The organism is Bradyrhizobium acaciae, assembly GCF_020889785.1.
Taxonomy (GTDB): Bacteria; Pseudomonadota; Alphaproteobacteria; order Rhizobiales; family Xanthobacteraceae; genus Bradyrhizobium; species Bradyrhizobium acaciae.
On record NZ_JACMYK010000029.1, the window covers coordinates 1 to 25,925 of the forward strand.

Here is a 25,925-nt window from a genome sequence, read left to right on the forward strand (position 1 = left end):
GGCCGATTCAACCAAAACCCATCCCGCTCTAGCGTTCCCGCAACGCCTCCTGCTGGTGCCTGGCCAGCGGCGAGAGCAGATAGCTGATGATCCTGCGCGTGCCCGTCTTGATCTCAACGGTCACCGCCATGCCGGGACCAAGCTTGAGCAGCTTGTCCTCCACCTGCATTTGCGTGCGGTCGAGCGAAACACGCGCAGCATATTCCAGTTCCTGGCCTCTCGGCTCGCTGCCGGCTTGCGCGCCGCCCTGCGCCCGATCGTTCGAGCCTCCCTGCGGCCTGTCGCGCGTAATGGCATCCGACGACACGCTGAGCACCTCGCCGTGGAGCAGCCCGTAACGGGTGAAGTTGAAGGTATCGACCTTGATCTCCGCCCTCTGTCCGGGATGAACGAATCCGATATCCCGATTGGAGAGCATGGCTTCGATCTCGAGATGGCTCTCGCTGGGAACCACCACCGCAAGCGCTTGTGCCTGCGCGACGACGCCCCCCACGGTATGAACAGCGAGTTGCTGCACGACGCCGTCGACCGGCGCGGTCAATTGCTGGAGCTTGGTGCGCTGGTCCGCCTTCACCACCTCCTGCGCGGTGCTCGCGGCCTTCTGCTCGGCCTTTGCGAGCGCGTCGAAGGTCGCACGTCGATATTCCGCCGCGGCCCTTTCCTTCGTTTCCTTCAGCAATGCCATCGCGGCATCGGCTTCGTGCAGCCGGCTCTGCTGCAAGACGAGATCCTGCTGAAGGCCAACCAGGTCCTGATATTCGGCAAGATAGGTGACCTTGGAGCCGAGCGCCTTGTCGAGAAGGGTCTTCCGGATATCGACCCGCTCCGTGAGCACCGGTATGGTGGCCTGGATCTTCGCGACAGTCGCGGAAATGGTCGCCCGTTCCGCTTCCTTCTGGCCTTGCTGGCGCTCGATCTCCGCAAGCTTGGCTTGCTGCTCCGCGCGCTGGCTGATCAGAAACTGGCGATGCAGATCGATATCCGCCGCCGTTGCGCCCGGCGGTGGCTGGAATGCCGCGAGCGGATCGCTCGCAAGCGCCGCCCGAAGCCGGGCCACCTCGAGTTCGGCGGCCAACAGATCGCTGTGGTAGCGCTCCTGATCGGCTCCGGTCATCGTGGGATCCAGCTCGATCAGGACATCGCCGGCCTTGACGCTCTGTCCGTCGCGCACGTGGATTGCGCGTACGACACCGGTCTCGAACGGCTGAATGAGCTTGGTGCGCCCACCCGGCACGATCTTGCCGGTCGCCGTTGCGACGATATCGACATGGCCAAGCGACGCCCACAGCAGCGCGACGCAAAATCCAACGATAATGCTCGCCCCGATGGCGCGCCCGGTCGGTGACGGCGGCGATTCGGTAATCTCTAGGGCCGCCGGAAGGAACGCGATCTCGTGCTGACGGCGGCGAACCTCGGCCTTCGGAAACGGGATGATGTTGCGGCTAGCGAGCGTCATGGAGACCCGCCTGCAGGTGGTGCAGTCTCGCGTAGCGTCCATTCGAGCGGATCAGCTCATCATGGTTGCCGTCCTCGACGATCCGGCCATGCTCGACCGAGATGATCCGGTTTGCGTGACGCACGGTCGAAAGCCGATGCGCGATCACGAACACGGTCCGCCCGGCGGAGATCCGCTTCATGTTCTGCTGGATCGCGCGCTCGCTTTCGTAATCCAGGGCGCTCGTCGCCTCGTCGAGAATGAGGATGCGCGGATCGGTGACAAGCGCCCGGGCGATCGCGATCCGTTGACGCTGTCCGCCGGACAGACTGCTGCCGCGTTCACCCACGACGGTGTCATACCCCTCCGGCAGCTCCAGGATGAAGTCGTGAGCGCCGGCGAGCGAGGCCGCGGCGATGACGCTTTCCATCGGCATCGCCGGATCGGCGAGCGCGATGTTGTCGCGAATTGAGCGATTGAAAAGCACGTTTTCCTGCAGCACGACGCCGATCTGACGCCGAAGCCAGGCGAGATCGACCATCGCAAGGTCGACGCCATCGACGAGCACGCGCCCGCTTTCCGGCACGTAGAGACGCTGGATCAGCTTCGCAATCGTGCTCTTGCCCGAACCCGAGGACCCCACAATGCCGACGACCTGGCCGGGATCGACGCTGAGCGAGACGTCGTGCAGCACCGCGGGACCGTCGATACGATAGCGGAACGTCGCGTGCTCGAACGTGACCTGGCCGCGGATCGCCGGCAGCGCAGCCCGGCTCGGAGCGGAGCTCGGCTCGGGAATGGTGTTCAGGATGTCGCCGAGACGGTCGATCGACAGACGGGCCTGGTGGAAATCCTGCCAGATCTGCGCAAGCCGCAGCACCGGCATGCTCACGCGCGCCGCCAGCATGTTGAATGCAACGAGTTCACCGACCGTCAACGCTCCATCGATCACGAGCCGGGCGCCGAAATACAGGGTTGCGGCAGTGACCAGCTTGTTGATCATCTGGACCGACTGGCTCGCCGCGTTGTTCAAGCTCAACACGCGGAAGCTCGCGGCCACATAGGCGGCGAGTTGCTCCTCCCAGCGGCGCTGCATTTGCGGCTCGACCGCCATGGCCTTCAGCGTTTCAACGCCGGTGACGCTCTCGACCAGAAATGCCTGGTTCTCTGCCCCACGCTCGAATTTCTCGTCGAGGCGCCGGCGAAACAGTGGCGCCGCGCCAGCCGATATGCCGATGTAAAATGGAAAAGACGCCAGCACGATGAGCGTCAGCGTCGTCGAGTAGTAGAACATGACGGCGAGGAATACGACGGTGAACACCAGATCGATCACGAGCGTGAGCGCCGAGCTCGTCAGGAACTGACGGATATTCTCCAGCTCGCGGACGCGCGCGACTGAATCCCCCACCCGGCGTGTCTGGAAATATGCGATTGGCAATGCCATCAGATGATGGAACAGCCGGGCGCCGAGCTCCACGTCGATGCGGTTGGTCGTGTGCGCGAACAGATGGACGCGCAGCGCGCCGAGAACGGCCTCGAGAATGGTCAGCGCGACAAGGCCCGTGATCAGCACGTCGAGCGTGCTCATGCCGCGATGCACGAGGACCTTGTCGATGACCACCTGGAAGAACAGTGGCGACACGACGGCAAAGACCTGGAGGAAGAACGACGCGACCAGCACTTCGCCGAGCAGGCGACGATACTTGTGGATCGCACCGAAGAACCAGCTGATATCGAAACGCCGGGCGGTATCCGTCAAGGCGGCGCGCCGCGTCATCAAGATGATGTCGCCATCCCATATCGCCTCAAATTCGGCCTGGCCCATCATCTGGGGCTGCGGCTGCAATGGGCGCTGAACCAGGAGCTTGCCGTCGACGATCTTGCCGAGAACCAGGAATCCGCCGTCGCGCAATACGGCAATCCCCGGCAGCGGGGTCACCGCAAGCCTGTTCCAGTCGGTTCTTTGCAAGCGGGCCCTGAGCCCGAAATTCCTGGCGCAACGGATGATGTCGGTCACGCCAAGCCGGGCCGTGCCGGTCCGGTGACGAATTTGATCCGGTTCGGCCGCGACTCCATGACAACGCAGCAGGATTGCCAGCGCCATCACCCCGGAGTCATCGCCGCCGCCCCGTTCGGTCGCGCTCGCCTCGGCGGCGTCGTTGCCTCGACCGGACGAACGCGCAAACGTCAAACGCGCGCGGACGCCCTGCATCAGGTTTTCGCGCAGACGCCGTATCGTCCTGCGCGCGCGCACGCCCAGACCAGTGAGCCGATGCAGCGCCCGGCGCGCGACGTGCCGCGTTTCGGCCGAGATCAGCCGACCATCCCAGATGGCCTCGAATTCGGCGCGCGTGATGCGCTTCGGCTGCGAAGACGATGGATGCAGCACAAGCGCTTCGTTGCCATCAATCTTCCCGAGCAGCAGGAACCCGCCATCCTGCAGGGCAGCGATTCCGGGCAACCGGATGTTCGCAAGCCGCGTCCAATCCGTCGTCCACGAGCCGGCCTTGAGACCCAGTTCGCGGGCGCAACGAAGCATCGCGCGGATTCCAATCGCCCTGCTCCCGCAAAGATCACGGATCTTGTCGGAATCGGCGTTCACACCGTGAAGCCGCAGGAACAGAGCCAGGGCCCGGAGCCCGAGGTCTGCGGCATCGGCATTTCCATTCTGGATCGCCATCAATCAACTCAATCGTTCGGCGGTCACGCGACCGGCTTCAACAATTCCCTTTCATGCATTCACAAAGAACGAGACGGTATCGTGCCCGGCTGCGGTCGAACCTGGTTTCCGCGCCGCAAATCGACGGCGCGGAAACATTGCCGGGTGAGCCGCCGCATCAATGATGCGGCTTGGCCAGAAACGCCTGTTCACTCCAGCGCCCTCCGGACGCATCCGTCGCGGCGGCCTGCCCCTGATCACCCTTGCCGTGGTTACCGGCCAGGTACTGGTTCAGCAAAGCGAAGCTCCGATCTGCCGACGAGGCCGTGTGGGTGGTGGTCGCCGGCGGCGGGTCGGTCACCGTGATGCTTTGCGACGCCGACGTCGCGACTGCTCCGGTCGCCGGGTTACTTGCAGTGGCCGTGATCGCGAGCGTCGCAACCGGATGGCCGGTGCCCCGGTAGTTCGACTGCAACGTCAATCCGCTGTCGACCTGCGCGGCAGTCAGCGTGATGTTGTTTCCCTTGTACGTGCGGTCATCGAGGTTGTCGGTGATGGTCTCGTATTTCGGAAGTCCCGTGATGTTCACGGTCACAACGTCGTTCGTATCTGCGGTCGTCACCTTGACGCCCAGGTCGACGGTCCCGCCTCTTCCGGTCACCGACAGCGATGTATCCGTGATCGCCAGCACCGGCGCGACAGGTGGCGTTGCACTTCCCGACGTTAAGCCGCCCAGCGGATCGATCTGGAGGCCGGCGAACGTCTTCACCGCGGCGGCAAGATTCGCGGCGACACCGCTCGCGTCGCTGATGCTCGCACCCGGGAGGTTGACGCCGGTGATCGCAAGGGCCGACGTCGCCGTATCGCTCGACGCGACGGTCGTCCGGAAGGTGAGCGTGTTGCTCCCCGAGCCGCCGATATAGGTCGCGGTGCTTCCGTCATTGAGCGACAACGTCGGCGTGCCCGCCACATTCACGACTTCGTTGAAGCCGAGCGTGAATATGACGGCGTCGCCGGCGTGCTCGGTCCCGGTCCCCGGCGAAGCCGCAACCTGGGTCACCGCCGGCTGGATCGTTGGCGTGGTCGGCGGCGTTGGTGTCGTCGGGCTCGTCGGATCGATCTGAAGACCGGCGAACGTCTTCGCCGCACCGGCAAGATTCGCGGCGACACCGCCGGTGTCGCTGATGCTCGCACCGTTCGCAAGGCTGACCCCGGTAATGGCAAGGGCCGACGTCGCCGTATTGGTCGACGCGACAGTCGTTTGGAAGGTCAGCGTGCTGGTCCCCGAGCCGCCGACATAAGTCGCGGAGCTTCCGTCATTGAGCGACAGCGTCGGGGTGCCAGCGACGTTGACGACCTCGTTGAAGCCGAGCGTGAACGTGACGGTATTGCCGACGTGCTCGGTCCCGGTCCCCGGCGAAGCCGCAACCTGGGTCACCGCCGGCGTGATCGTTTGGACCGGCGGCGTAACCGGGGTCGTCGACGCAGTGACGTTGGCGCCAGTGACGGTGTCGCCGTTGCCGGCCGCTTGATAGAGCTGAACCTCGGCGATCTGCATCGCCATCGACTGGGGGGTCGAACTATCGAGCGCCGTGTGCCAGCCGGCCGCGTTCGAGTTCGCGACCTGATTGCTCATGATGAGTTGCATCGGCTCGTTCGGAATCGGGACCTGCGCGCTGGTCACCGTCGCGATTTGCTTGCCGTCGAGATACCAGGTGATCGATTTGCCGGGCACCCAATTGATGCCGTAGGTGTGGAAGCCGGCGGTGAGGTCGATCCCGGTGTTGACCGTCCCGCCGACCGTCCCCGAGGGCGTGTGAAGATGCCAGGTGAAGGCCTGGTTTGCCGGCCCGTTGCCGGTATATCCGCCCTCCTGGATATCGATCTCGAAATTGTCGCCGCTGCTCGAGCCCGCGCCGGGCATCAGCCAGAGTCCTGGCCATGCACCATCGCCGCTCGGCGCCTTCATGCTGATCTGCAGGTAGCCGCCATCGAATTCGAGCTTGCCATAGCTGCTGACGGCGCCGGACGTGATCGGAAACGTCTGTGCCGTGCCCTGATTCATGCCGTTGACCGGCTGCCGAATGGCCGTGAGATCCAGGATCCCGTTGTTCACGGACACCTGGCTCGGCATGTCGTAGTCCGCGTCGTATGCGCCGCCCGGCCCGCTTCCGCCCGATCCATTGCTATTCCACGCCCAACCGTTGGCGGCGCGGCTCGTGATGTAGTTATGCCAATAATTGTCGAGCGTGGTGCCGGAGAAGCTCTCCTGAAACACGAGATTGCTCGACGTAAAACCTGCTGGCGCGGCCAGGGCCATTCCATGTTCCTTCCAGTGAGTGAACGAAGAATTCCACTGTCGCGAATTGCGCGACCATTCCACTGTCGCGAATTGCGCGACCATTCCACTGCCGCGAATCGCGCGACATACCGCATGCCCGCCGCGCGTGATGGCGCGGGCACATTCCAACGCAGTGGAGATTTCGAGGTACGCCCCCTCGACTGCAGATCGGTTGGCTAAAGATCAAGTATGGCGAAAAATGGTTTCAAAATGAGCTTCACACGGGCGTTTGAGGTGCAGCTCGCCTTATTCACACAATACTTTTTCGCTGAGGCTTCTTGATTGGGATTTAATTCTCGATGGCGCCGCGACGGTGTCTCTGAAGCGGCGATTGCAGTTGCTGCCTGCCCGGCAGGGCGTAAGGACGCGTGCGGCGACCACCGGGTTATGCGTGGCGGTATCCGTCGGGATTCTTCAGCTGCCAATGCCAATGATCGGCGCACATCTGTGCCAGCGAGCGGGCCGACGCCCAGTCCAGCGTCTGCTTCGCAAATGTCGGATCGGCACAACAGATCGCAACATCGCCGGTCCGGCGCTCTCCGATCTCATACGGAATTGACCTGCCGCTCGCGGCCTCGAAGGTACGAACGACCTCCAGAACGCTGCTGCCGCTTCCCGTTCCCAGATTGACCGTGAACACCCCGGGCTGCTCGAGGTGGCGCAAGACGCTGAGATGGCCGGCTGCCAGGTCGACGACATGAATGAAATCCCGGATACCGGTGCCGTCCGGCGTGTCGTAGTCGTCTCCCCAGATCCGCAGCTTGGCGCGCTTTCCAATCGCCACTTGCGCGACGAGCGGCACCAGATTGTTGGGAATGCCGATCGGGTCTTCTCCGATAAGGCCGCTCTCATGCGCACCAGCGGGATTGAAATAGCGCAGGATGCCGATGCGCCAATCGTCCTCGGAGCGATGAAGATCCCTGAGCATTTCCTCGATGAACAGCTTGGTGCGACCATAGGGGTTGGTCGGCGCCAACGGATGCCTTTCGTCGAGCGGCAGGTAGGCAGGCATACCATAGACGGTGGCGGACGAGCTGAAGACAAGCGTCTTGACCTTCGCCCTCTTCATTGCCGACAGCAGCCGCATCGTTCCCACGACATTGTTGTCGTAATAGGTCATGGGATGCACGTTGGAATCGCCCACGGCCTTCAGCCCGGCGAGGTGAACAACTGCGGTCACGCCGTAGGCACGAAGCATCTCGTAGACGGCTTCCTCATCCCGGATGTCGATGCAGCGAAACACCAGCGGCCGCCCGCATATCGATTCAACACGATCGAGCGAGGCCCGGTTGCTGTTGCAGAGGTTGTCGACCACGACAACGTCGAACCCCGCCTCCAGCAGCGCGATGCAGACGTGGGTCCCGATATAGCCGGCGCCTCCGGTCAGCAAGATCATGTCAGTCACCGTATCAATCCAACAGGCATTCCATGCCGCCGCCACACGCCGGGCTAGGATCTCCGGATCTGGGCGCGCGACGACAGCTGCTGAGACAGTGCTTCGGCCATTCCGCCGAGACGTGTCGTGGTGTAGGCGAACGCGGTAAGGCTGAATCCGACGACGATCGCGCCGGCCCGCCGAGCGGCGTTGAATTTGCCGCGAACCGCCGCGCGGAGTTCGCTCGCCACGGCGCGCGGCAAGACTTCGCGAACGTAGCGTCGCTCGGTTTTGAGCCCGTCGCCAGACCCCGCCAGATTCCTCAGCACCGCCTTGGCGGTACCCTCGATCAGGCAGCGCTGGACGAAGTACGTCCACGTGGCCCGCTTGGCCGGCACGACATGGTGCACTCGCGCCCGCGCGCGATATGCCCAGTAACCGCCGGGATACAGGCGCGAGGCCCGAATGCACAGCTCGGTTTCTTCGCAGCTCTCGGCCTTGCCGCCGAACCTGGCGCGACCGCTAACGGAAAATCCGAGCTTGCGGCGTCCGAGATCCGATGTGAAACCGCCGACCTCGCGCAACACGTCGGCGCGCACCGACATGTTGGCGCCGATCGGGTTGCGGATGCGTCCGTCCTGCACATCCATGCCGGCATAGGTGCAGCCGACGACCCAGGCGAATTCGGCAGGAAACCAGGAAGGCGGCGGTGCTTGCCACAGTGGCAGCACCGGTCCCCCCGCCCCCAGGACCGCCGGATCCCGATAGGCCTCCAGCAGTTCCTCAAGCCAGCACGGGTCGGCTGCGGCATCGTCATCCAGGAAAGCGATGACCGACGTCGTGGCGTGCCCTGCCCCCGTCATACGTCCACCCGACAGGCCGGGTTGCCCGGCATTTGCGAGAACGGTGACGCCGCTGATCTCGCGCGCGGCACGCGCTCGCAAGGCTTCGTTGTTATCCACCACCACGATGATTTCTTCGGGGGCGCGGGTCTGGGCGCGGACAGATCCGACCGCGCGCTGCAACTCGCCCCAGCGGTCGAGCGTATGCGCGCAAATCACCACGGATGCGTCGATCATGGCGACCTCCGCCCGATATCCGAAGCCTGGCTCGCTTCACGGGACTGCTTCGCTCGCGCTGTTGCCGCCTTGAAGACGTTCCAGATCGCGCTTCCGTCGTTGCGGATATCAAACTGGTCGTGCTCGTCGACAGGAAAACGCCCGTTGTCCTGACGCGACACCAGGCGCCAGACCATCCAGCCGGCGCAATTGGGATCGCGCCCAAGCTTGTCGAGCCACATGTCGTAGGCGCCGGCCGCGTCTTTGTTGGAACGGGCATAGCCGAACTCCTCGAGGAGGACGGGCTTGTCGGCGCGAGCCGCGAGCTGGCAGAACTCGGTGATGTTGTCGCCGAATTGCTGGACTGTCTGATTGTAGTAGAGCGGGTAACCGTGCCAGGTGCCGAAATCGAGTGTCGAGATCGCCAGGTCCGACAATTTGTCGGCAACATTGGCATGGCCCGAACTGACGAGATGATTGGGATCGAGGAACTTGACGTAGGCGGACATCTCGGCGGTCCAGGCCAATCGCAAGCTCTCCGGGCTCGCATTGCCTTCGTTCATCAACTCCCAGGCCATGATGGTCGGGTCGTCGCGGTAGGCAATCCCGGTCAACGAATTGACCCGCTGCACGACGTGGCGAGCCCAATTCATGTAATCGCGCCGCGTGCGTCGATCACGGAAGAAAAACCCGGACTTGTCCTCGCTGCCATACCAGGCCCGCATCTGCTGAGCGCCGCCCGTGTAGGCCCAGAAGTCCAGGAAGCCGATGATGAGCTTCAGGTGTCGCTTGCCGGCTTCGGCGATCAGGAAGTCGACCTTCTGCATCCCGTTGGCGCCGTCATTGAAGGCCATCCCGCCTTCGTGATCGTCCCAATAGATGAGATAGGTCCCCTTGACACCGAGATCGCTCGCGTCGGCCTGGAGCCGCCACTGCCAGATCGTCACCATGCTCCCGTCGAGCGATCCGATGACGGGCTGAAGGAAGGTGCGAACCACATTGGCACCCATCGCCACCGCGTCGTCGAGCACGCGGGTGACCTCGCCCTGCGATCCGAAGGTGAGATAGTGGTTGTTCACGCCGGTCACGAAGAACGGTTTGCCGTCAACCGTAAATCGCGTTCCCTGAGCCTTGATGAAGGGAATCGGAGGTGGTCCGTCCGCTGCTGGACCGTCCGTTGCGCTCACCACTGCCGGTGCAGCAAGCAAAGCGTACAACAACACACGCAGTCCGATGTTGCGCAGTCCGTTCGCCCGTTTCCAGACAGAATTCATCCCGCCACGTGACTATCGCGCACCGGCGAAGGCAACTTCCCCGAAGGATTACTCCCTTCGGCGTCGTGCTCCGACAGGTCAGTTTCGTTACAGTGTCGACCAGGCCAGGGCTATTGACCGGCTCCGGATCGAACACGGCATGTTGAGATGCAGCAGTATGGGTGATGCGCCATGATGGACACCGACGTGGTGGTGATCGGCGCAGGCCTCGCCGGCTCGACCACAGCAGCGATATTGGGGCGCGCGGGCATCCCCACCGCAGTGGTCGACCCTCATCCGGTATACCCGCCCGATCTGCGCTGCGAAAAACTCGATCGCGGGCAAGTCGCAATCCTGCAGAAGACCGGGCTGGCCAGCGTTGCCCTTGCGGCGACGACCTTCGACGGCGCGATCCGTGACGGCAAGGCCTGGATCGCCCGCTTCGGACGCGTGATCGATAAGCGCCCGGGTGGACAATACGGCATCCTGTACGACGACCTCGTCAACGTGATGCGCAGCGCGATTCCACCTGATGTGTCGAACGTCGTTGCGAAGGCCGTTCGCATCACGACCGGCGACGACCGTCAGCAGATCTCGCTGTCGAATGGCAGCATCATCTCGGCGCGCCTCGTCGTTCTCGCCAACGGATTGAGCGTCGCACTGAAGGACCAGCTCGGAATCGAGCGCACGATCACGAGCCCGTGCCATTCGATTACCGTCGCCTTCGACATCAAACCCCGCCCGGGCAGGGCATTCGACTTCGCGGCCCTGACGTACTATCCGGAACGCGCCAGCGACCGGATGGCCTATCTCACGCTTTTTCCGATTGGAACGTCGATGCGGGCGAACCTGATGGTCTATCGGACCATGGACGATCCTTGGCTGCGGGAGATGCGCCACAGTCCCGAGCGCGCGCTGTTCGCCTTGATGCCGAATTTGCGTCGCATCACCGGAGACGTCGAGGTGGTTGGGCCGGTCAAGATCCGCCCTGCCGACCTCTATGTCAGCCAGGGCCATCGCCAGGCGGGTGTCGTCATGGTCGGTGACGCGTTCGCAAGCTCCTGCCCCGCAGCCGGCACCGGCGCCGGCAAGGTCTTCACCGACGTCGAGCGGCTGTGCAACGTCCATATCCCGAATTGGCTCGCCAGTCCCGGCATGGCCGCGGACAAGATCGATCAGTTCTATGATGATCCGGTCAAGCGCGCATATGACGAAACCTCCAAATCGTGGGCCTACCGGCTGCGCTCGATGTCCATCGAGCAAGGCATCGGCTGGAGCATCCAGCGCAGGCTGCGCTTCTTCGTCGGCGCTGCAATCGCCGCCGCTTGCAAGATCGGCGTCATCCCCGATGGAAATCAGTTCGCGCCTGAAGGATGGACGCAGCGCCTGCGGGATCGCACATAGACCCTGTCGCCGGGCGCACGATGGCCGAGGGCTGGTGACGCCGCTTTGCGCTTACCGAGAATGTTGGATCGCGTGCCAAATTCGGCTGCGCACATTGTGAAATTGCCGATAGCCTTGGTGCTCAGCTACTTCCATCGCGAAAGCCAACGGGTTGCGCGTGCGAACATCGATCAGCGTATCGACCATGGTTCGTCGGCCGGTCCACAACTGCGACATGATTCCATCCGCCGACGAGCATGAGTCGATTGTGCCGACCTGACCAGATTCGAGCAGTTCTTCCGTCATCTTGCTGATCAACAGAGCTCCCGGTGAAAAGCCCGCGAAGGACGCATCGAATGCGGTCTTCCACGTATAAGCCTGATGGCCGCTGTAGATCAGGACCTGCGCCGCAATCGCAACGTCGTCGACGCGCAGCAGGGCGACTGAGGCCATGTCGTGCGCGGCCAGGTTTCGGATCAGCTGGCGCGCAAACCGCGCATCACCGGCGTCGCAGAGCAGCGCAGTGCCCTCCTTGCCCTTCCAGCTCACCGCCTCGAGCGCGAGAAATATCTCGAACGCAGCTTCCGTCTCGGCGGGCGCCGACGATTCACGATCTCCACCTTTCCAGTCGCGGAGAGCCGGTTCCAATCCTGGCGCAGTTTCTTGCGGGTCGATCCCGATTTCTTGATCCCTGAGCATGAATCCGCAAACGGGCGTTCGACGCGAACAAGCTCCCGGTATCGGCCCTGGCCCTCGAGCTGCCGGAGCATCGCCGGATAGACGACCGGGTCAGCTTCGAAGGATCGCAATTTGACGATCTTGGGCAAATGGGGGTCGTGCCTGATCACGTCGAAGAACGCCGCCGCAACCTCGTCGGCGCGAGCGCTGTCGACCACGGCATTCGAGGTGAACGCGTAATTGTAGGGGATCGCTTCCAGGAATGCGGGCGCCGTCGGCAAGATGCGCCTTTCGCACAGCGCCCAAAAACCGACTGGACAGCGAGGCTTCACCTCCTCGTCCCAGGCAATCAGGACGTGGATCTTGGCGAACCCGGGTTCGGCGGCCGCCAGCAACGCCGCAGGATGCATGAATGCGTTGCCATCGACGCGCGTGATGAGATCGTCCCACGGCCCGCAGAGTTCGGCACTCGGTGCGCAGCTGTACGCAGAAATCGACCCATTCTTGGTCGGTGACCAGCCCACATTCATGCGTCCAAATGACGCTCCCGGCCGGCTGAGCGCAACGTCACCGATGGGTTACCCCGTCTGGCACCGCACATCCGGGCGCGGTTTAGGCATAGTTTTACGGCCGGTCGCCGTGGCGCGGCCTCGTGCCGCAGACAGCACAAGGTGCTGGCTTCCCGTATCGGTGAGTCCGAGGTCCCGGCAGGCGAAGACTGAACCGGGCCCGAGGCGTGAATGCGTGTTTGCCTGCATCTTGATCCATCGCGGCTGCTGCGCTGGCATCTATGGCTGGCGGAAGCGCTTGCCGAAGATCCCGCCAATGAGATCTCGTGCAGCTACGGATCCGGCCGCCATCCGCTGTCGCCGACTTGCCGCTTGCTGATCGAGCTGGAGCGGCTCGTCTTTCGCGCTCGCGGCGATGGCGCTACGGATTCCATCCCGGCAGCCCTTCGCGCGCTGGCGCCTTCGACCACCGCGCCGGATATCGTGATCAATCTCAGCGGCGAAGAAGCCGTCATCCCCGCACGGCGGGTGCTGACGCCGTTCTTCAACGGCATCCCGGGCGAAGTCGGAGTGTTGGCGGCGCTGGCGAATAATGAGGATCTGCTGGTCGAGCTGCACGATACAACTTGCCCTCGGGGCCCGTGGACGGCGCGTCCCGCCAGCGCAGACCGCGACGTGCTTGCTGTGACCCTTGATGGCACCCTCTCATGCGCCGTCCTGCTGATCCTCAAGGCGTTGCGCGAGGAACGGCCGCCGGCTGCATCCGATACGCCTCGCCCGCGGATGACCGAGCCGCCGGGGCCGCCCTCCTCAGCCCTCATATGGGCGAGTGGAAGGGTGGCGTCGAAAGCCGTTAGCCTGCTGAATATCGTCGCAAGAGGCGGAAAGATGTGGGGCGTCGGGTGGCGCCGCGACGAAGGGAGAAGCCTGCTCGACACGGGCCAAGCCGTCTTCAAGGTGCTCGCCGCGGATGCCGACAGTTATCTCGCCGACCCGTTTCCATTCAGCCACCGGGGGCAGGATTTCATCTTTGTCGAGCAGTTTTCCTACAGGAAAAAGCGAGGCTGCATCGCAGTCGCAAGGGTAAGCCGCGACGGAACGGCGAGCGAACCGCGGATCGTGCTGGAGGAGCCGCACCATCTCTCCTACCCGTTCGTGTTCGAACGGGACGGACAGATCTGGATGATCCCGGAATCCGGGGCAGCACGGAATGTCAGCCTCTATCGCGCCGTCGAATTCCCCGACCGATGGGTCCGGGAAGCGTGCCTCATCGATCGCGTCGAGGCCTACGACTGCACGCCGCTGTTTCGCGACGGCGGTTGCTGGTTCTTCGTCAGCCCCAAACGGTGGGGGTCCACGTCATGGGACGTCCTCGACGTCTACCGCGCGGAGAGCTTGACCGGACCCTGGCTACATCATGCCGCAAACCCCATCCTGATCGACGCCTCGCTCAGCCGTCCGGCTGGCGCCTTCATCGAGCACGGCGGGCAAATACTCCGCCCGGTCCAGAATTGCTCGCGCGGTTATGGCGATGCGGTCACGCTGTGCCGGATCGACGCGCTCGGGCTGTCGGAATTTGCCCAAACCCCGGTCGGTGTCGTCCGGGCGGCAGGCTTCGGGTGCCATACCTACAACCGCAGATCCGGCCTCGAGGTGATCGACATGTTCGGTCGCGTCGGGCGACTGGGAGATGTCATGGCGTCCTATGAGCCGTTGTCATCCGAGGTTTCGGCGACCGTGCAGCGGCAACCCGCCTGGTCGTCTTCGATGCCGGCCGGCTTCGTGTGAGAAGCGCGCGAGGTTGGAAATCATTGCTGGCAACGTTGGTTACGCAGGGCCATTTCCATTGAGCTGCAAGAGGATAACTACAAAGAGCTAACCATCTATCGCGCTTCCAACACGCAGCTGCATCAGCGATCCTTGCCAACTCAGGCTGCCTGGAAGAGGGTCGCAAGGAGAGAGTTCCGCATTTCAATCTCCCGATGTCTTTTTCATTTCGTCTACCTTTTTTGTGCGGGAGGTGCGCTTATGGGCCGATCGAGCACATCCGTGGATGTGGCCGTCATAGGAGCCGGCCCCTACGGCTTGTCGCTGGCCGCGCACTTGCGTGCACGCGGTGTGGAGCACCGGGTCTTTGGCGAGCCCATGGGCCCCTGGAAGCACAACATGCCCCGCGGCATGCTGCTGAAATCCTACCCCTGGGCGTCATGTCTCTCCGATCCCGCATCGGAATTCACGGTCAAGTCGTTCTGCACCGAACGCGCCCTGCCCTATCATGACACGCTGACACCGCTGACGCTCGAGCGGTTCATCGAATACGGCGAAGCCTTCCGGATGCGGTACGTGCCGGCCGTGGAGAACAAGGTTCTCACCGCGTTGGAGGCCGTCGGCGGCGATCTTCGTGCGACCTTCGACGACGGCGAGACAGTCAACGCGCGGCGGGTCGTGGTGGCCGTCGGCCTGCAGCCCTTCAGGCACCTGCCTCGGGACGTCGCACGTTTACCCGCCGAGCTGTGCTCGCACAGCGGCGACTACGGCTCGCTCGAACCATTGGACGGCAAGAACGTGACCGTGATCGGATCCGGATCGTCGGCGACGGACCTGGCGGCACTGCTCCATGAACGGGGAATCCCGGTTTCGCTGGTTGCGCGCGCACCGCAACTTCGTTTTGCCAACCGGCCCCGCAACCGCTCGTTCATCCAGCGTATGGTCGCGCCATTGAGCGGCATCGGCCCGGGCTGGGCCCTGACGGCCTGCGCGAAGTATCCTCAGCTCATCCAGCTGTTGGCGGAGGAACGCCGTATCCGGCTCGCCAATCCCAGTGCACTGGGCCCCCTGGGTGGCGCCTTCGTGAAGGACCGCGTCATAGGAAAGGTACCCACATCGCTCGGGACCTCCCTCCAAGGCATCGGGATTCGCAATGGCCGCGTGCTGCTCGATCTGGTCTCCACCGGTGGAGCGCGGCAATCGTTGCAGACCGATCATGTGATCTTCGCGACCGGCTACAGGGTCGATGCAAGCCGGCTGGGTTTCCTGAGTCAAACGCTGCTTCGCGACATCCGCCTGGTCAAAGGGGCGCCGCAGCTTTCATCGCATTACGAGACGTCAGTACCGGGGTTGCATTTTATCGGTCCCGCCGCAGCAAACAGCTTCGGCCCGGTCTGCCGGTTTGTCTACGGGACCCATCATCCTGCGCGGGCTCTTGCCCAATATTTGTCAAGCATTCTTGTCCGCTCGCGACCTGCGCTCCAGGTCCGGCCTTTTGATCGCACGGTGTTGCCATGAACGCTCCTATTCCAAACAGCCTTTCCCCTGTCAGCGCCATCTCGGTGCCCGATAAGATCAATCTCGCGTTGGGGCGGTCGCTGATGATGCCGCGCGTGAGCTTCGTGGTCCCGACACTCAATGAGGCCAAGAACCTGCCCTGGCTTCTGCCGCGTATCCCGACCTGGGCGCACGAAGTCATCATCGTGGACGGACGTTCGACGGATGACACGGTTGCGGTGGCGCGCGGTCTGCGCGAGGACATCAAGGTCGTGATGGAGCCGCGCCGCGGCAAGGGCGCCGCGCTGCAGGCCGGATTCCGGGCCGCGACCGGCGATATCATCGTGATGATCGACGCCGATGGCTCGATGGTGCCGGAGGAAGCGATCGTCTTTGTCGGCGCGCTGATCGCCGGCGCGGATCTGGTCAAAGGCTCGCGCTTTCTGCAGGGCGCAGGGACCGACGACATGTCGACGTTCCGGATGCTGGGCAATTGGGGGCTCACCCTGTTGGTGCGAATGCTCTACGGCGGCTCGTTCTCCGATCTGTGCTACGGATACATGGCGTTCTGGACCAAGCACGTCCCCACCCTCAATTGCGACTGCGACGGCTTCGAAATCGAGACCCTCATCAATGTGCGGGCCCTGAAGAACGAGCTGAACATCGTTGAGGTCGCGAGCTTCGAAGCTCCACGCATCAGCGGCTTGAGCAATTTGCGCGCCATCCCGGATGGCTGGCGGGTTCTCAAGACGATCCTGCGCGAGAAGGTGCATTCTCCGGTCTCGCTCGTTGCCTATGGTTATCCATAGGCGGCGGGGGGCGGAACGCACGTCCACGATGACGATGGGTAAGCCGAATGCGTATCCTGATGGTCGCCGCTCGCTGCTACCCCTTCGTCGGCGGTATCGAAACCCACATCCAGGAGGTCGGCCCCCGCCTGGTGGCGCGCGGTTACTCGGTCGACGTGCTCACGACCGATTCCTCGGGAAACCTGCCGGTTGAGGAGAACGTCCGTGGCATGTGCGTGCGGCGCGTGCCGGCGTGGCCGAAGGAATTGGATCTCTATGTGGCACCGCAAGTCTATACCGCGATCCGCCGCGGCGCGTGGGATCTGATCCACTTTCAAGGTTACAACACCTTTGTGAGTCCGATCGGACTGCTCGCGGCCGTCCGCAGCAGGATGCCGTTCGTCCTGACTTTCCATAGTGGCGGACATTCCTCGCGTTTGCGGAACGCCGTGCGCAGCACCCAGCGTGCACTGCTCCGCCCGCTGGTGGCGAAAGCCGCGCGACTGATCGGGGTCTCCGAATTCGAGGCCGGCTTTTTCAGCGCCCGAATGGGTATCCCGCGCGAACGGTTTGTGGTGGTCCCGAATGGCGCCGCGATGCCGGCTGCCAGCGCCGGCGTCCGGGTCGATCCCGGATTGATCGTCTCGAGCGGCAGACTGGAGCGCTACAAGGGCCATCACCGGCTGATTGCGGCGTTGCCGGAGTTGAGCCGCAAGATGCCGGATGTGCGCCTGCGCATCGTCGGCACGGGCCCCTACGAAGAGGAACTGCGCCGTCTCGCCAGCACGCTTGGCCTTGACGATCGGGTCACCATTGCGGGCATCCCCGGATCCGAACGGCAGAGAATGGCCGACCTGCTGGCGAGCGCCGGCCTGTTCGTGCTGCTGAGTGAATACGAGGCTCATCCCGTGGCGGTGATGGAAGCGCTATCGCTGCGCCGGCCCGTCCTTGTCAGCGATACGTCCGGACTGCGCGAGCTCGCGACCAACGGCCTGTGCCGCGCACTTCCGGCCGACGCCGACCCGAGCGAGATAGCCGCTGCCATTGCCGAGGAACTCGAGACCCCGCGCGCGATCCCCGATTTGGCGTTGCCGGATTGGGACGCCTGCGCAGACGCGCTGAGTGACGTCTATCGCGATGTGTTGGGTAGCCGGTCAACGGTCGATCGTGCGCACGACGGTGCACTGGGCCTGCGGTCCGCGACGAGGGCGCGGGTCGGATGACGCGGGCTCATCTCAGCGCCGAAATCGCGATCACGCCGGCGCGGAGCTGGATGCAGTTCCTCCTTGACGTGATCGGCCCTGACCTGCGCGGCAACGGCGCCGACGCCACGACCGAGCCTGCCGACGCGGGATGGATCGCGGCGCTGAGCCTGGTGGTCGCCATGGCCCTGCTCCTGATTGTGGCCGGACAGGGAGCCGGGCGACGCGGCGATGCGGTGGCGCCGCTGCTGTTCTGGTCCGGTGCCGTGCTGTTGGTCGTTCCGACCAGCCTTCGCATCGCCTGGCCGAACGTGGCCCGGAGCGAGCGTCTGTTTCTCCTGCTCCTGCTGACCGAAGCCTTGTTCTACTTCAAGACCGTTTACTCGCCGACAGGTTTCGCCCACCACGACGAATTCCTGCACTGGGCCGCGGCGGAAGACCTCGCGACCGGCCACCGGCTGTTCCTGCCCAACCCGTTGCTGCCGATCGCGGCAGCGTATCCCGCCCTCGAGATCGTGACCACGGCAATCAGCAAGTTGACCGGCTTGCCGTTGTTTGCCGCGGCTACGCTGCTGTTGGCAGTGCTGAAAGGCACGCTCATCGCGGCCCTGTTTCTGTTCTATGAAAGCATCACCGGGTCTGCGCGCATCACGGCGATCGCCTGCCTGACCTACATGGGCTGCTCGACCTTCGTGGTGTTCGAGTCGGCGTTCTCCTACGAGAGCCTCGGCTTCGTGCTGTGCATGCTGATCTTCGCGGTGGAGGCGGCATCGAAGGATCTCGTCGGACGACCGAGGCTCGGCGCGCTCGGGCTGATCGCACTGCTGTTGGCGAGCCTTGCGGTCACCCATCACCTCACGGCGGCCTTCGCCGCCATCTACCTCGGAATGCTGGCCACCCTGGAGGCGTTGCGACGTGACATCTCGCTGCGGCTCGAGGCAAGGATCGCCATGGGCGTCACCGCGGTGCTCGCGATCCTTCTGCCCCTGCTATGGGTGATCGCCAGCGGAAATTCCTTCACGGGTTACATCGGCCCCGTGGTCGAAACCGGCTTCAAGACACTGCTGGGCAAGATCTTCGGCACCGCTATCCCGCCATCGGAGAATCTCGGCGCGCGAGCCAGCCCCTCGGCATCCGATTGACGACGTTGCTCGCCATCCTGTTGCTTGCCATCGGGCTGGCAACGGGTTTCTTTCGATCGCTGGCCACAACAGCGCCGCCCTATCTGCATTCAGGCTGGCGTCCAATTCACGGCATTCTCAAGCGGCGCTGGCGTGACAGTCGCGTCGTGCTGCTCACGTTGCTTGCCTGCGGATTCCCGATCTCGGTCGCATTCCGGCTGACCGTCAATGGCTGGCAAATCGGCAACCGGATGGGAACATTCGTCTTCATCGGCGTCGGACTGGTCGTCGCGGTGAGCTTCATCCATTTCTGGCAGGGCCGCGCGTCACGCGGATGGCAGCGGACCGCGCCGTTGGCGGCGCTCGCGGTCATCGTGATGGGCGGGCTCACCGCGGCTTCACTCGAACCGATCCGTGGAACTTACAAGGTGGCGTCGGACGCGCAATCCATCGAGCGCATGGGAATTGAAACCTCGCTCTGGACCAGGGAATGGCTCGGGCCCGGCAACCGCTTCACTGGCGATCGGGTCAACCGTCTGTTGCTTGCCGGCTACGGCCGGCAGGACGTCAGAACCAAGATCAACCGAGGCGTTTATGCAGCCCGCGCATTCAGGCGTGACAAGCTCGGATCCGATGATTTCTACGCGCTCGCCAGGAGCGACCTTGATTTCCTGCTGGTGGATCTCCGGCTGACGACCGCGCCGCCGGTGCTCGGCTTCTACTTCGAGCCGTGGGAACCGCAGCAGGGAACGCGGCTCTCCGCTGCCGAGCTGCTGAAGTTCAATGACGTCAAAGATGTCACGCGCACCTACGACAACGGCTATCTCATCATCTACGACATCAGAGGACTGCATGGCGAGCCCTGACAAACGGGACTTGCTCGGCGCCTGCTTGTGGGCAGGAGCCACCGTGGCCGCGGTTGCGGTCAGTGACAACATGCTGCTGCGCGCCGTCCTGGGCGTGCCGATGGCGCTCCTGATTTCGGGACATGCGGCGCTGCGCGCGATCGGCGTCAGAACCACGTCGCGGTTGGAACAGCTTGCCTATTCGATTGGTGCCAGTCTCGCCGTCACCATCGCCGGAGGCTTCGTCCTGAACGCCGTCGGCGCGCTGACGCCGCTTGGCTGGGCGTTCTGGTACCTGGCGGTGGCAACCGGTGCCATGCTGCTACCCGCCAGCGGCAGCGACGTCTCCCCCCCGCGGGCCTCGCTGGGTCCGCTGCGAATCCGTCCCTGGCAAGCAGCCGCGGTCGCGTTGGCGATGCTCGTGGCGACGGGCGCCTATGCGCTAGCGATCCACGATCAGGCCGTCGAACGGCAGTTCAGATACACCGAGTTCTGGATGTTGCCGCCCGGCAAAGGCGATCCGGGCCAACTCGTCGTCGGCGTTCGCAGCGCAGAAGCCGAGGCTCACCAATACGACCTGGAAATCACCCTCGACGGGAAGCCGTTCGCGGTGTTCCGCTCACTGACGATTGCACCAGGCGACACGTGGGTGCGGAAGGTCCCCGTGCCGATCCTGGCCGATCAGCAGAAGGCCGAGGCCCGGCTCTACCGGCCGGCCGACAACAAGCTCTATCGCAGGGTCTCGGCGCTGGTGCCGGGTACCTGAGGCGGAGGCTCGGTCATGCGTATCTTGCTGCTGTCGCAGTTCTATCCCCCGGTGATCGGGGGCGAGGAACGCCATGTCCGCAATCTCGGCGCGGCACTGGCGCAGCGCGGCCACGACGTGAGCGTCGGGACATTGATGCGCCCGGGATCACCGGAAACCGAGTTGGACGGAGCGGTCCGCGTCCATCGGTTGCGCGGCACGCTGCAGCGCCTGTCGGGACTCCATGCCGATCCCGAGCGCCGGCACGCGCCGCCCTTCCCGGATCCCGAACTCGCGCTCGCCTTGAAGCGGCTGATCGACCGGGAGCGACCTGACGTCGTCCACGCCCACAACTGGATCTATGCATCCCTGCTGCCGCTCAGAGCCCTGAGCGGCGCCCGCTTCGTGCTCACGCTGCACGATTACGGCCTGGTTTGCGCCAAGAAAAACCTCATGCATCTCGGGACCGAGTTGTGCAGCGGTGCAACGCCGGCAAAATGCCTGCCGTGCGCGACCCGGCATTACGGCGTAGCGAAGGCGACCGTGACCACCCTCGGCAACTGGGCGTCGAGCTTCGCTGCCCGACGCATCGTGGACCGCTTCATCGCGGTGAGCCACGCCGTAGCCGATCACACCGGGCTCACCGATGGCCGCGCGCCGTACGAGGTCATTCCCAACTTCGTGCCCGACGATGTCGAGGTGCCCGGTCCGGAAGACGCCTGTCTGCGCGAGCTGCCTGACGGCGACTTCATTCTGTTCGTCGGCGACATGATGCGTCTCAAGGGCATCGACGTCCTGGTCGAGGCCTATGCCGGACTGAGCAGGCCGCCGCCGCTGGTCCTGATCGGACGCCGGCTCGCCGATACGCCAACCGCGTTCCCGCCAAACGTTCGCAGCTTCAGTGCATGGCCACATTCCGCCATCATGCACGCTTGGCGGCGGTGCCTGTTCGGTGTGCTGCCATCGACCGGCCCCGAGGCCTGTGCGACCGTCATCATGGAAGCGATGGCGTGCGGCAAGGCCATGGTCGCAACCGGGATCGGCGGCATGCCCGATCTGGTCGATCACGGCGAGACCGGGCTTCTGGTCCCCCCCGGCGATGCGCCGGCATTGGCCGGGGCGATGCAGGCGTTGCTGGACGACCGCGCCTTGCTGGCCCGCCTCGAGGCGACAAGCCTGGCCAGGGTGGGACGCCTGAAGGCCAACGCGGTCGTGTCGCGCATCGAGCAGGTCTACCGGGATGTACTGCGCGCTGCACCCGCTGAAGTGACGATGGCCGCATACCGGGATTCGGGAGAGCCATCGTGCCGATAGACGTCGCCCGAAGAGCCATCTCGCGGCTGCGCGAAGCCCTGCAGAAGAGCGCCGCCCTCGTCTTGAACTCCGGCGCGCTGGCGACCGGAACGGTGGCCACGGCCGGCCTCGGTTTTGCCTATTGGTGGCTCGCAGCCCGGCTGCTTCCGCCTGACGTGATGGGCATTGCTTCGGGTCTCCTGGCCATGATGAGCCTCGTCACCCTGCTCGGCGAGGGCGGGCTCGGGACCTTGCTCACGGGCGAGCTCGTTCGACATCCCGGCAGGGAGCCCGGGCTGGTCACGGCCGCAGCTACCGTCGGCACGGCAATGACGGCTGGCCTGGCCTTGCTGTTTCTCGTCGGGCAGACGCTCGTCATGGGTTCGACCGGATCGATCGATGGTTGGTCGATAGGCCTGGCCTTCGTCATCGGCTGCGGCCTGAGCAATCTCACCATCATGGGCGATCAGGCGTTCGTCGGCATCCTGCGAAGCAGCAGCAAGACGATCCGCCTGATCCTGTTCGCCATCTTCAAATTGATGCTGCTTGCGGCGGTGGCCGCGCTTGGCTTCACCTCGGCTACCGCGCTTCTCTGGACCTGGGTGGCCGGATTGCTGGCGTCCTGGATCGGCGTCAATCTCTTGACTCGGGGCGGCGCCCGCCGCCTCGTCGGCGCCCCCGATTTCAAACTGCTCCACATGCACCGCCGCCGGGTCGTCGACCATTACGCACTCGACGTCTCGTTGCTGACGCCGGCCCTCATCATGCCCTATCTGGTGCTGGTGCTGCTGTCACCGACCACCAATGCCGCGTTTGTGGCGGTATGGATGCTGGTCTCCGTCGCATCCTTGATTCCGGCAGCCATGGCGATGGTCCTGTTCCCGGTCGTCAGGGCAAGCCCGAACCAATCCCGGCACGACATCCTGCTGTCGCTGACGGTGTCACTGCTGTTCTCGCTGGCGTGCGCCGTTTTCATCTTCACCTATTCGCAGCAGATCCTGGCCGTCTTCAATCCGACCTATCCCGAGATCGCCGGTTCGAGCCTGCGCTTGCTCGGTTTCAGCCTGCTTGGATCGACGCTGAAATTCCATGCCTGCACGCTCGCGCGCCTGACCGACAGGATGCTCAAGGCCGCTCCCTGGTTTGCGCTCGGCGGGCTGCTCGAGCTCGGCTCTGCCATCCTGGGCGCCAAGCTCGGTGGACTTCAGGGTCTCGTGCTGGGCTGGACGCTTGCCGTCAGCATCGAGGGTGCCTGCGCCGCCCTCTGGCTGACGTCGGCCACGAAGCTGGTTGCCGGCACCGATCCCGTGCTCCAGGGCACGACGTCATCGCCGTTCCAGACCTGATGAAATTGCAGCAGGCGTCGACGTCCAGTCCTGCGCAAATCAGTCTGCGAGTCGGCTCCGGGACGACGAGCTTTCCGTGGTCTTGAGAACGCGTGTGGCCACACGATGGAGTGCGTTCCCCGCGGTTTGCGCGACCTCCAGCATAGCCGGACCAGGATCATCCCAGCGCCAGTAGGCGTTGTGAATCCGGTGCTTCGGTGGATAGGCGCATTTGGTGCCGAGCATTCGAGCCGCGAGAAAATCCCTGAATTCATCACGCCAGACATGGGTCGGGTCGAGGCTCAGCTTCGGGCGTGCTTGCCCGGCAGCGTCGCAATAGCCGACGTGGCAGAGATTGATGCCGCAAAGCGCTGACAGCTCCACCTGCAGATCCGTTCGGCCGACGGTAGGTTCGACAAACCGAAAGCTCCCGTCACGCCCATCGCGCTTGTATTCCATGCTGGCAAAGCCGTTCGTCAGCCCCACCGATCGGAAGAAGCGGATCGTCAGATCCTCCAGCTCCCCGGCGACTTCCGGCGCAGCCCAGCAGCTCGCGGTCCAGCCGGTCTGCGGCGGAAATGAGCGGCCTTTGCGCCCCGTAAAGCACACCGAAGCGCCCGGCCCCAGGTAACACAGGCAAAAGAAGATCGAATCGTTGGTTCCCTCGATCCACTCCTGAACAATCACCTCCCCCACGGCATCCAACACGCGCTCACAGAGCAATCGAGCTTCGGCCAGGGTCTCGACACGATAGGCCTTTTTAAATGAACCATCATAGGCGGGAGAACGGCTGTTGGGCTTCACGCACAAAGGCAGGCGAAGCCCTTGCAGAACGTTCAGCTCGCTGCGGCTTTTCACCAGATGGGTTGCTGGGACCGGAAAGCCGCCCTGCCGTGCCAGCCGAAAAAATCGATCCTTCAAGGTCAAGTCGACGAGCAGCTCGTGCGATGGAAGCTCGAAGCTGAACCACGGAGCAACGGAGTCACGATATTGCGACACAGCGAGAAGCGGACGGTCGTCCGCAAAGAACAGCACGCCCCCGTGAGGCATCCCTGCCCGCAGCCGCAGCAGCTCGCTCACGAATCCCCGTCCTTCGAAGCCTGAGACGACCGCGCGTCGCGCATATCGCGACATCGACGCAATATCGTACGGCGTGTCCACGACCACGATCGGACGAATCCCAGCCTGAGCCAGGCTGCGCACGACCGACAGGCCGTTGGTACCGCCGCCCAGGACGACCGCTGTCGGAGCTGCATCCACCGTCACGGCCTCCTGTCCTGGATTCCCTTCCGACAACCGGGACACGTGACGTCTCGCGAAGCCGTTCATGGCCCCTGAACGGCTTGCGGTGAACGGCCATCGTCATGTCCGGTCGGAAGGGCCGCCGTTCGCCCGTTCATTTGCTTGCGCAGTAGCTGTCCCAGTGCCTGCTTGGCGCGCCGAATCCGCGCCTCGATGCGGCGCTCCAGCGTGTCCCGGCCGATGACGCTCCACGTCATCGCGTGCTCGGCATTGGCAAGCTGGGACTTGTGCCGGGCGAACCCCGCCAGGAAATCATAACCGTACTCGCCGCGTAGCATGCTGTCCTCGATCGACAGCACATGACTGACCAGACCGGGCTTCAGCCGGCCATCCGGCTCGTAGAGAAAACCGCTTTGGTAGTTCAGGACATGACCGTCGTGCACGAAATTGTACAACACGCCGATGGTCTGCTCTCCAGCCAGCGTTCGGGAGATACGGATGGCGCCGACGGGGACCCCGCGAGCAATCAGGTCTTCATGAAACGGACGGAAGCCGGGGTTGGCAAAGGATCCCTTGGAACCCCACCGCGATTGATGAAAGCCCGCCAGCACGTCGAACGCGGCAAGCGCCTCCGCCGTCGTCTCCATGACTCGAAATTGAACCGGGCCGCGTTCGGCATACAGCCTGATCGCGCGGTTGACGGCCTGACGTGTGCTGCGGCCCAATGAGGCTCGGTAATCCCCGCTCTTCTCACGTATCTTGGTGAAGTCGACCCACCGCGCAACGTCTGCCGCCCTCACTTCGGTCAAGAGGCCGGCCCCGCCAGCCGCGCGAGAAGCGACCGTCTCAAAGTTCAGATCAATTCCGGAAAGCACGAGCTCGTCGGAAACGCTCAGGCTGTGCGCAAGGGCGTCGAGGCATGCTGCCGTAACGGGAGCCACCAAGGCGCGTTCGGCCAGGATGCCGTTATACTCGATGAACAGGCGGTCGAAGCGAGCGTCTCCGGTCTCGTTGAGCAGCCAACGCGCCCGCCCCTGCGGTCCGAAGCTCCACACCGTGCGCTGGCAAACGATCGCCAATCCGACGGTTCTCCCGGATATCCGGGCGACCAGCACATGTGGTTGCGCACCGCGCGGCAGATGCTTGAGCCAGGTGCCGATCCAGAGCCAGGACAGATAGAACGAACGCGTCGCCCGCTCCTCGAGCTCCTTCCAGGAAGTCTCAAGTCCTGCAACATCCTGCAAGGGCTCGATGCGAACGTCGATGGGCGCATCATGGCGCCAGGTCTGCTCGTCCGAAGCCGCGCGATCGGAATCCGGCTCGATAACGGACACATCGTGACGTGCTGCCATCTGTCGAACTTCCTGAAAACCCTAACGGCTACGGCGACGATCCCGGAGCATGTTCCC

Annotated in this window: 20 protein-coding genes; 10 read left to right on the forward strand and 10 right to left on the reverse strand. The window is 63.9% G+C overall.

Annotated features, from left to right (window positions below):
• Positions 1 to 28: 28 nt before the first annotated feature.
• The 6 genes from H8A92_RS14535 to H8A92_RS14560 all read right to left on the reverse strand — a co-directional run bounded on the left by H8A92_RS14535 (position 29) and on the right by H8A92_RS14560 (position 10,142).
• Positions 29 to 1,456, reverse strand: a complete 1,428-nt coding sequence (locus H8A92_RS14535) for an HlyD family type I secretion periplasmic adaptor subunit (protein ID WP_229196452.1) — start codon at positions 1,454 to 1,456, stop codon at positions 29 to 31.
• Positions 1,443 to 4,115 carry a type I secretion system permease/ATPase gene (locus H8A92_RS14540; RefSeq protein ID WP_229196453.1) on the reverse strand — a complete coding sequence of 891 codons (2,673 nt, stop codon included), beginning with the start codon at positions 4,113 to 4,115 and terminating at the stop codon, positions 1,443 to 1,445. Before H8A92_RS14540 ends, H8A92_RS14535 begins: the two co-directional genes overlap by 14 nt.
• A 157-nt stretch (positions 4,116 to 4,272) precedes the next feature.
• Positions 4,273 to 6,414 (reverse strand): family 16 glycosylhydrolase, encoded by a 2,142-nt coding sequence (locus H8A92_RS14545; RefSeq protein ID WP_229196454.1) that lies wholly within the window; start codon positions 6,412 to 6,414, stop codon positions 4,273 to 4,275.
• A gap of 406 nt (positions 6,415 to 6,820) precedes the next feature.
• Entirely contained in the window at positions 6,821 to 7,831 is a 1,011-nt protein-coding gene (gene galE / locus H8A92_RS14550; protein ID WP_229196499.1) for a UDP-glucose 4-epimerase GalE, read from the reverse strand.
• A gap of 53 nt (positions 7,832 to 7,884) precedes the next feature.
• The gene (locus H8A92_RS14555; RefSeq protein ID WP_229196455.1) at positions 7,885 to 8,889 is read right to left on the reverse strand and encodes a glycosyltransferase family 2 protein; all 1,005 of its coding nucleotides are present in this window, start codon (positions 8,887 to 8,889) and stop codon (positions 7,885 to 7,887) included.
• Positions 8,886 to 10,142: a glycoside hydrolase 5 family protein gene (locus H8A92_RS14560; protein ID WP_233285453.1), complete on the reverse strand. Its 1,257-nt coding sequence runs from the start codon at positions 10,140 to 10,142 to the stop codon at positions 8,886 to 8,888. The genes H8A92_RS14555 and H8A92_RS14560 overlap by 4 nt, the downstream gene beginning before the upstream one ends.
• 171 nt (positions 10,143 to 10,313) lie before the next feature.
• Between H8A92_RS14560 and H8A92_RS14565 the strand changes: the two genes are divergently transcribed.
• Entirely contained in the window at positions 10,314 to 11,525 is a 1,212-nt protein-coding gene (locus H8A92_RS14565) for an FAD-dependent oxidoreductase (protein WP_229196457.1), read from the forward strand.
• A 51-nt stretch (positions 11,526 to 11,576) separates the two neighbouring features.
• Here the strand turns inward: H8A92_RS14565 and H8A92_RS14570 are convergent, their stop codons facing one another.
• Together H8A92_RS14570 and H8A92_RS14575 are read right to left on the reverse strand one after the other, a co-directional pair.
• A complete protein-coding gene (locus H8A92_RS14570; protein ID WP_229196458.1) occupies positions 11,577 to 12,053 on the reverse strand; it encodes a GNAT family N-acetyltransferase in 477 nt (158 codons plus the stop codon).
• Entirely contained in the window at positions 12,050 to 12,577 is a 528-nt protein-coding gene (locus H8A92_RS14575) for a GNAT family N-acetyltransferase (RefSeq protein WP_229196459.1), read from the reverse strand. The genes H8A92_RS14570 and H8A92_RS14575 overlap by 4 nt, the downstream gene beginning before the upstream one ends.
• A 486-nt stretch (positions 12,578 to 13,063) precedes the next feature.
• On the opposite strand from H8A92_RS14575, the gene H8A92_RS14580 reads away from it, so the two are divergent.
• The 9 genes from H8A92_RS14580 (at position 13,064) to H8A92_RS14620 (ending at position 23,295) form a co-directional block, all read left to right on the forward strand.
• Positions 13,064 to 14,479, forward strand: coding sequence for a glucosamine inositolphosphorylceramide transferase family protein (locus H8A92_RS14580; RefSeq protein ID WP_229196460.1), 1,416 nt, complete (start codon positions 13,064 to 13,066; stop codon positions 14,477 to 14,479).
• Between the two features lie 261 nt (positions 14,480 to 14,740).
• Positions 14,741 to 15,976: a SidA/IucD/PvdA family monooxygenase gene (locus tag H8A92_RS14585; RefSeq protein WP_229196461.1), complete on the forward strand. Its 1,236-nt coding sequence runs from the start codon at positions 14,741 to 14,743 to the stop codon at positions 15,974 to 15,976.
• Positions 15,977 to 16,020: 44 nt separating this feature from the next.
• On the forward strand, positions 16,021 to 16,764 hold the full coding sequence (locus H8A92_RS14590) for a glycosyltransferase family 2 protein (RefSeq protein ID WP_229196462.1): 744 nt from the start codon (positions 16,021 to 16,023) through the stop codon (positions 16,762 to 16,764).
• Between the two features lie 47 nt (positions 16,765 to 16,811).
• Positions 16,812 to 17,966, forward strand: coding sequence for a glycosyltransferase family 4 protein (locus tag H8A92_RS14595; RefSeq protein ID WP_229196463.1), 1,155 nt, complete (start codon positions 16,812 to 16,814; stop codon positions 17,964 to 17,966).
• On the forward strand, positions 17,963 to 19,087 hold the full coding sequence (locus H8A92_RS14600; protein ID WP_229196464.1) for a hypothetical protein: 1,125 nt from the start codon (positions 17,963 to 17,965) through the stop codon (positions 19,085 to 19,087). Before H8A92_RS14595 ends, H8A92_RS14600 begins: the two co-directional genes overlap by 4 nt.
• Positions 19,084 to 19,932, forward strand: a complete 849-nt coding sequence (locus tag H8A92_RS14605; protein ID WP_229196465.1) for a hypothetical protein — start codon at positions 19,084 to 19,086, stop codon at positions 19,930 to 19,932. The genes H8A92_RS14600 and H8A92_RS14605 overlap by 4 nt, the downstream gene beginning before the upstream one ends.
• A 43-nt stretch (positions 19,933 to 19,975) precedes the next feature.
• Positions 19,976 to 20,677 (forward strand): DUF1616 domain-containing protein, encoded by a 702-nt coding sequence (locus H8A92_RS14610; protein ID WP_229196466.1) that lies wholly within the window; start codon positions 19,976 to 19,978, stop codon positions 20,675 to 20,677.
• 24 nt (positions 20,678 to 20,701) lie between these two features.
• Positions 20,702 to 21,970, forward strand: a complete 1,269-nt coding sequence (locus H8A92_RS14615; RefSeq protein ID WP_229196467.1) for a glycosyltransferase family 4 protein — start codon at positions 20,702 to 20,704, stop codon at positions 21,968 to 21,970.
• Positions 21,961 to 23,295, forward strand: a complete 1,335-nt coding sequence (locus H8A92_RS14620; protein WP_229196468.1) for a polysaccharide biosynthesis protein — start codon at positions 21,961 to 21,963, stop codon at positions 23,293 to 23,295. The genes H8A92_RS14615 and H8A92_RS14620 overlap by 10 nt, the downstream gene beginning before the upstream one ends.
• A 39-nt stretch (positions 23,296 to 23,334) precedes the next feature.
• Here the strand turns inward: H8A92_RS14620 and H8A92_RS14625 are convergent, their stop codons facing one another.
• Both H8A92_RS14625 and H8A92_RS14630 read right to left on the reverse strand, forming a co-directional pair.
• Entirely contained in the window at positions 23,335 to 24,540 is a 1,206-nt protein-coding gene (locus tag H8A92_RS14625) for a carboxylate--amine ligase (protein WP_229196469.1), read from the reverse strand.
• 59 nt (positions 24,541 to 24,599) lie between these two features.
• On the reverse strand, positions 24,600 to 25,868 hold the full coding sequence (locus tag H8A92_RS14630) for a GNAT family N-acetyltransferase (RefSeq protein ID WP_229196470.1): 1,269 nt from the start codon (positions 25,866 to 25,868) through the stop codon (positions 24,600 to 24,602).
• Positions 25,869 to 25,925 lie beyond the last annotated feature (57 nt).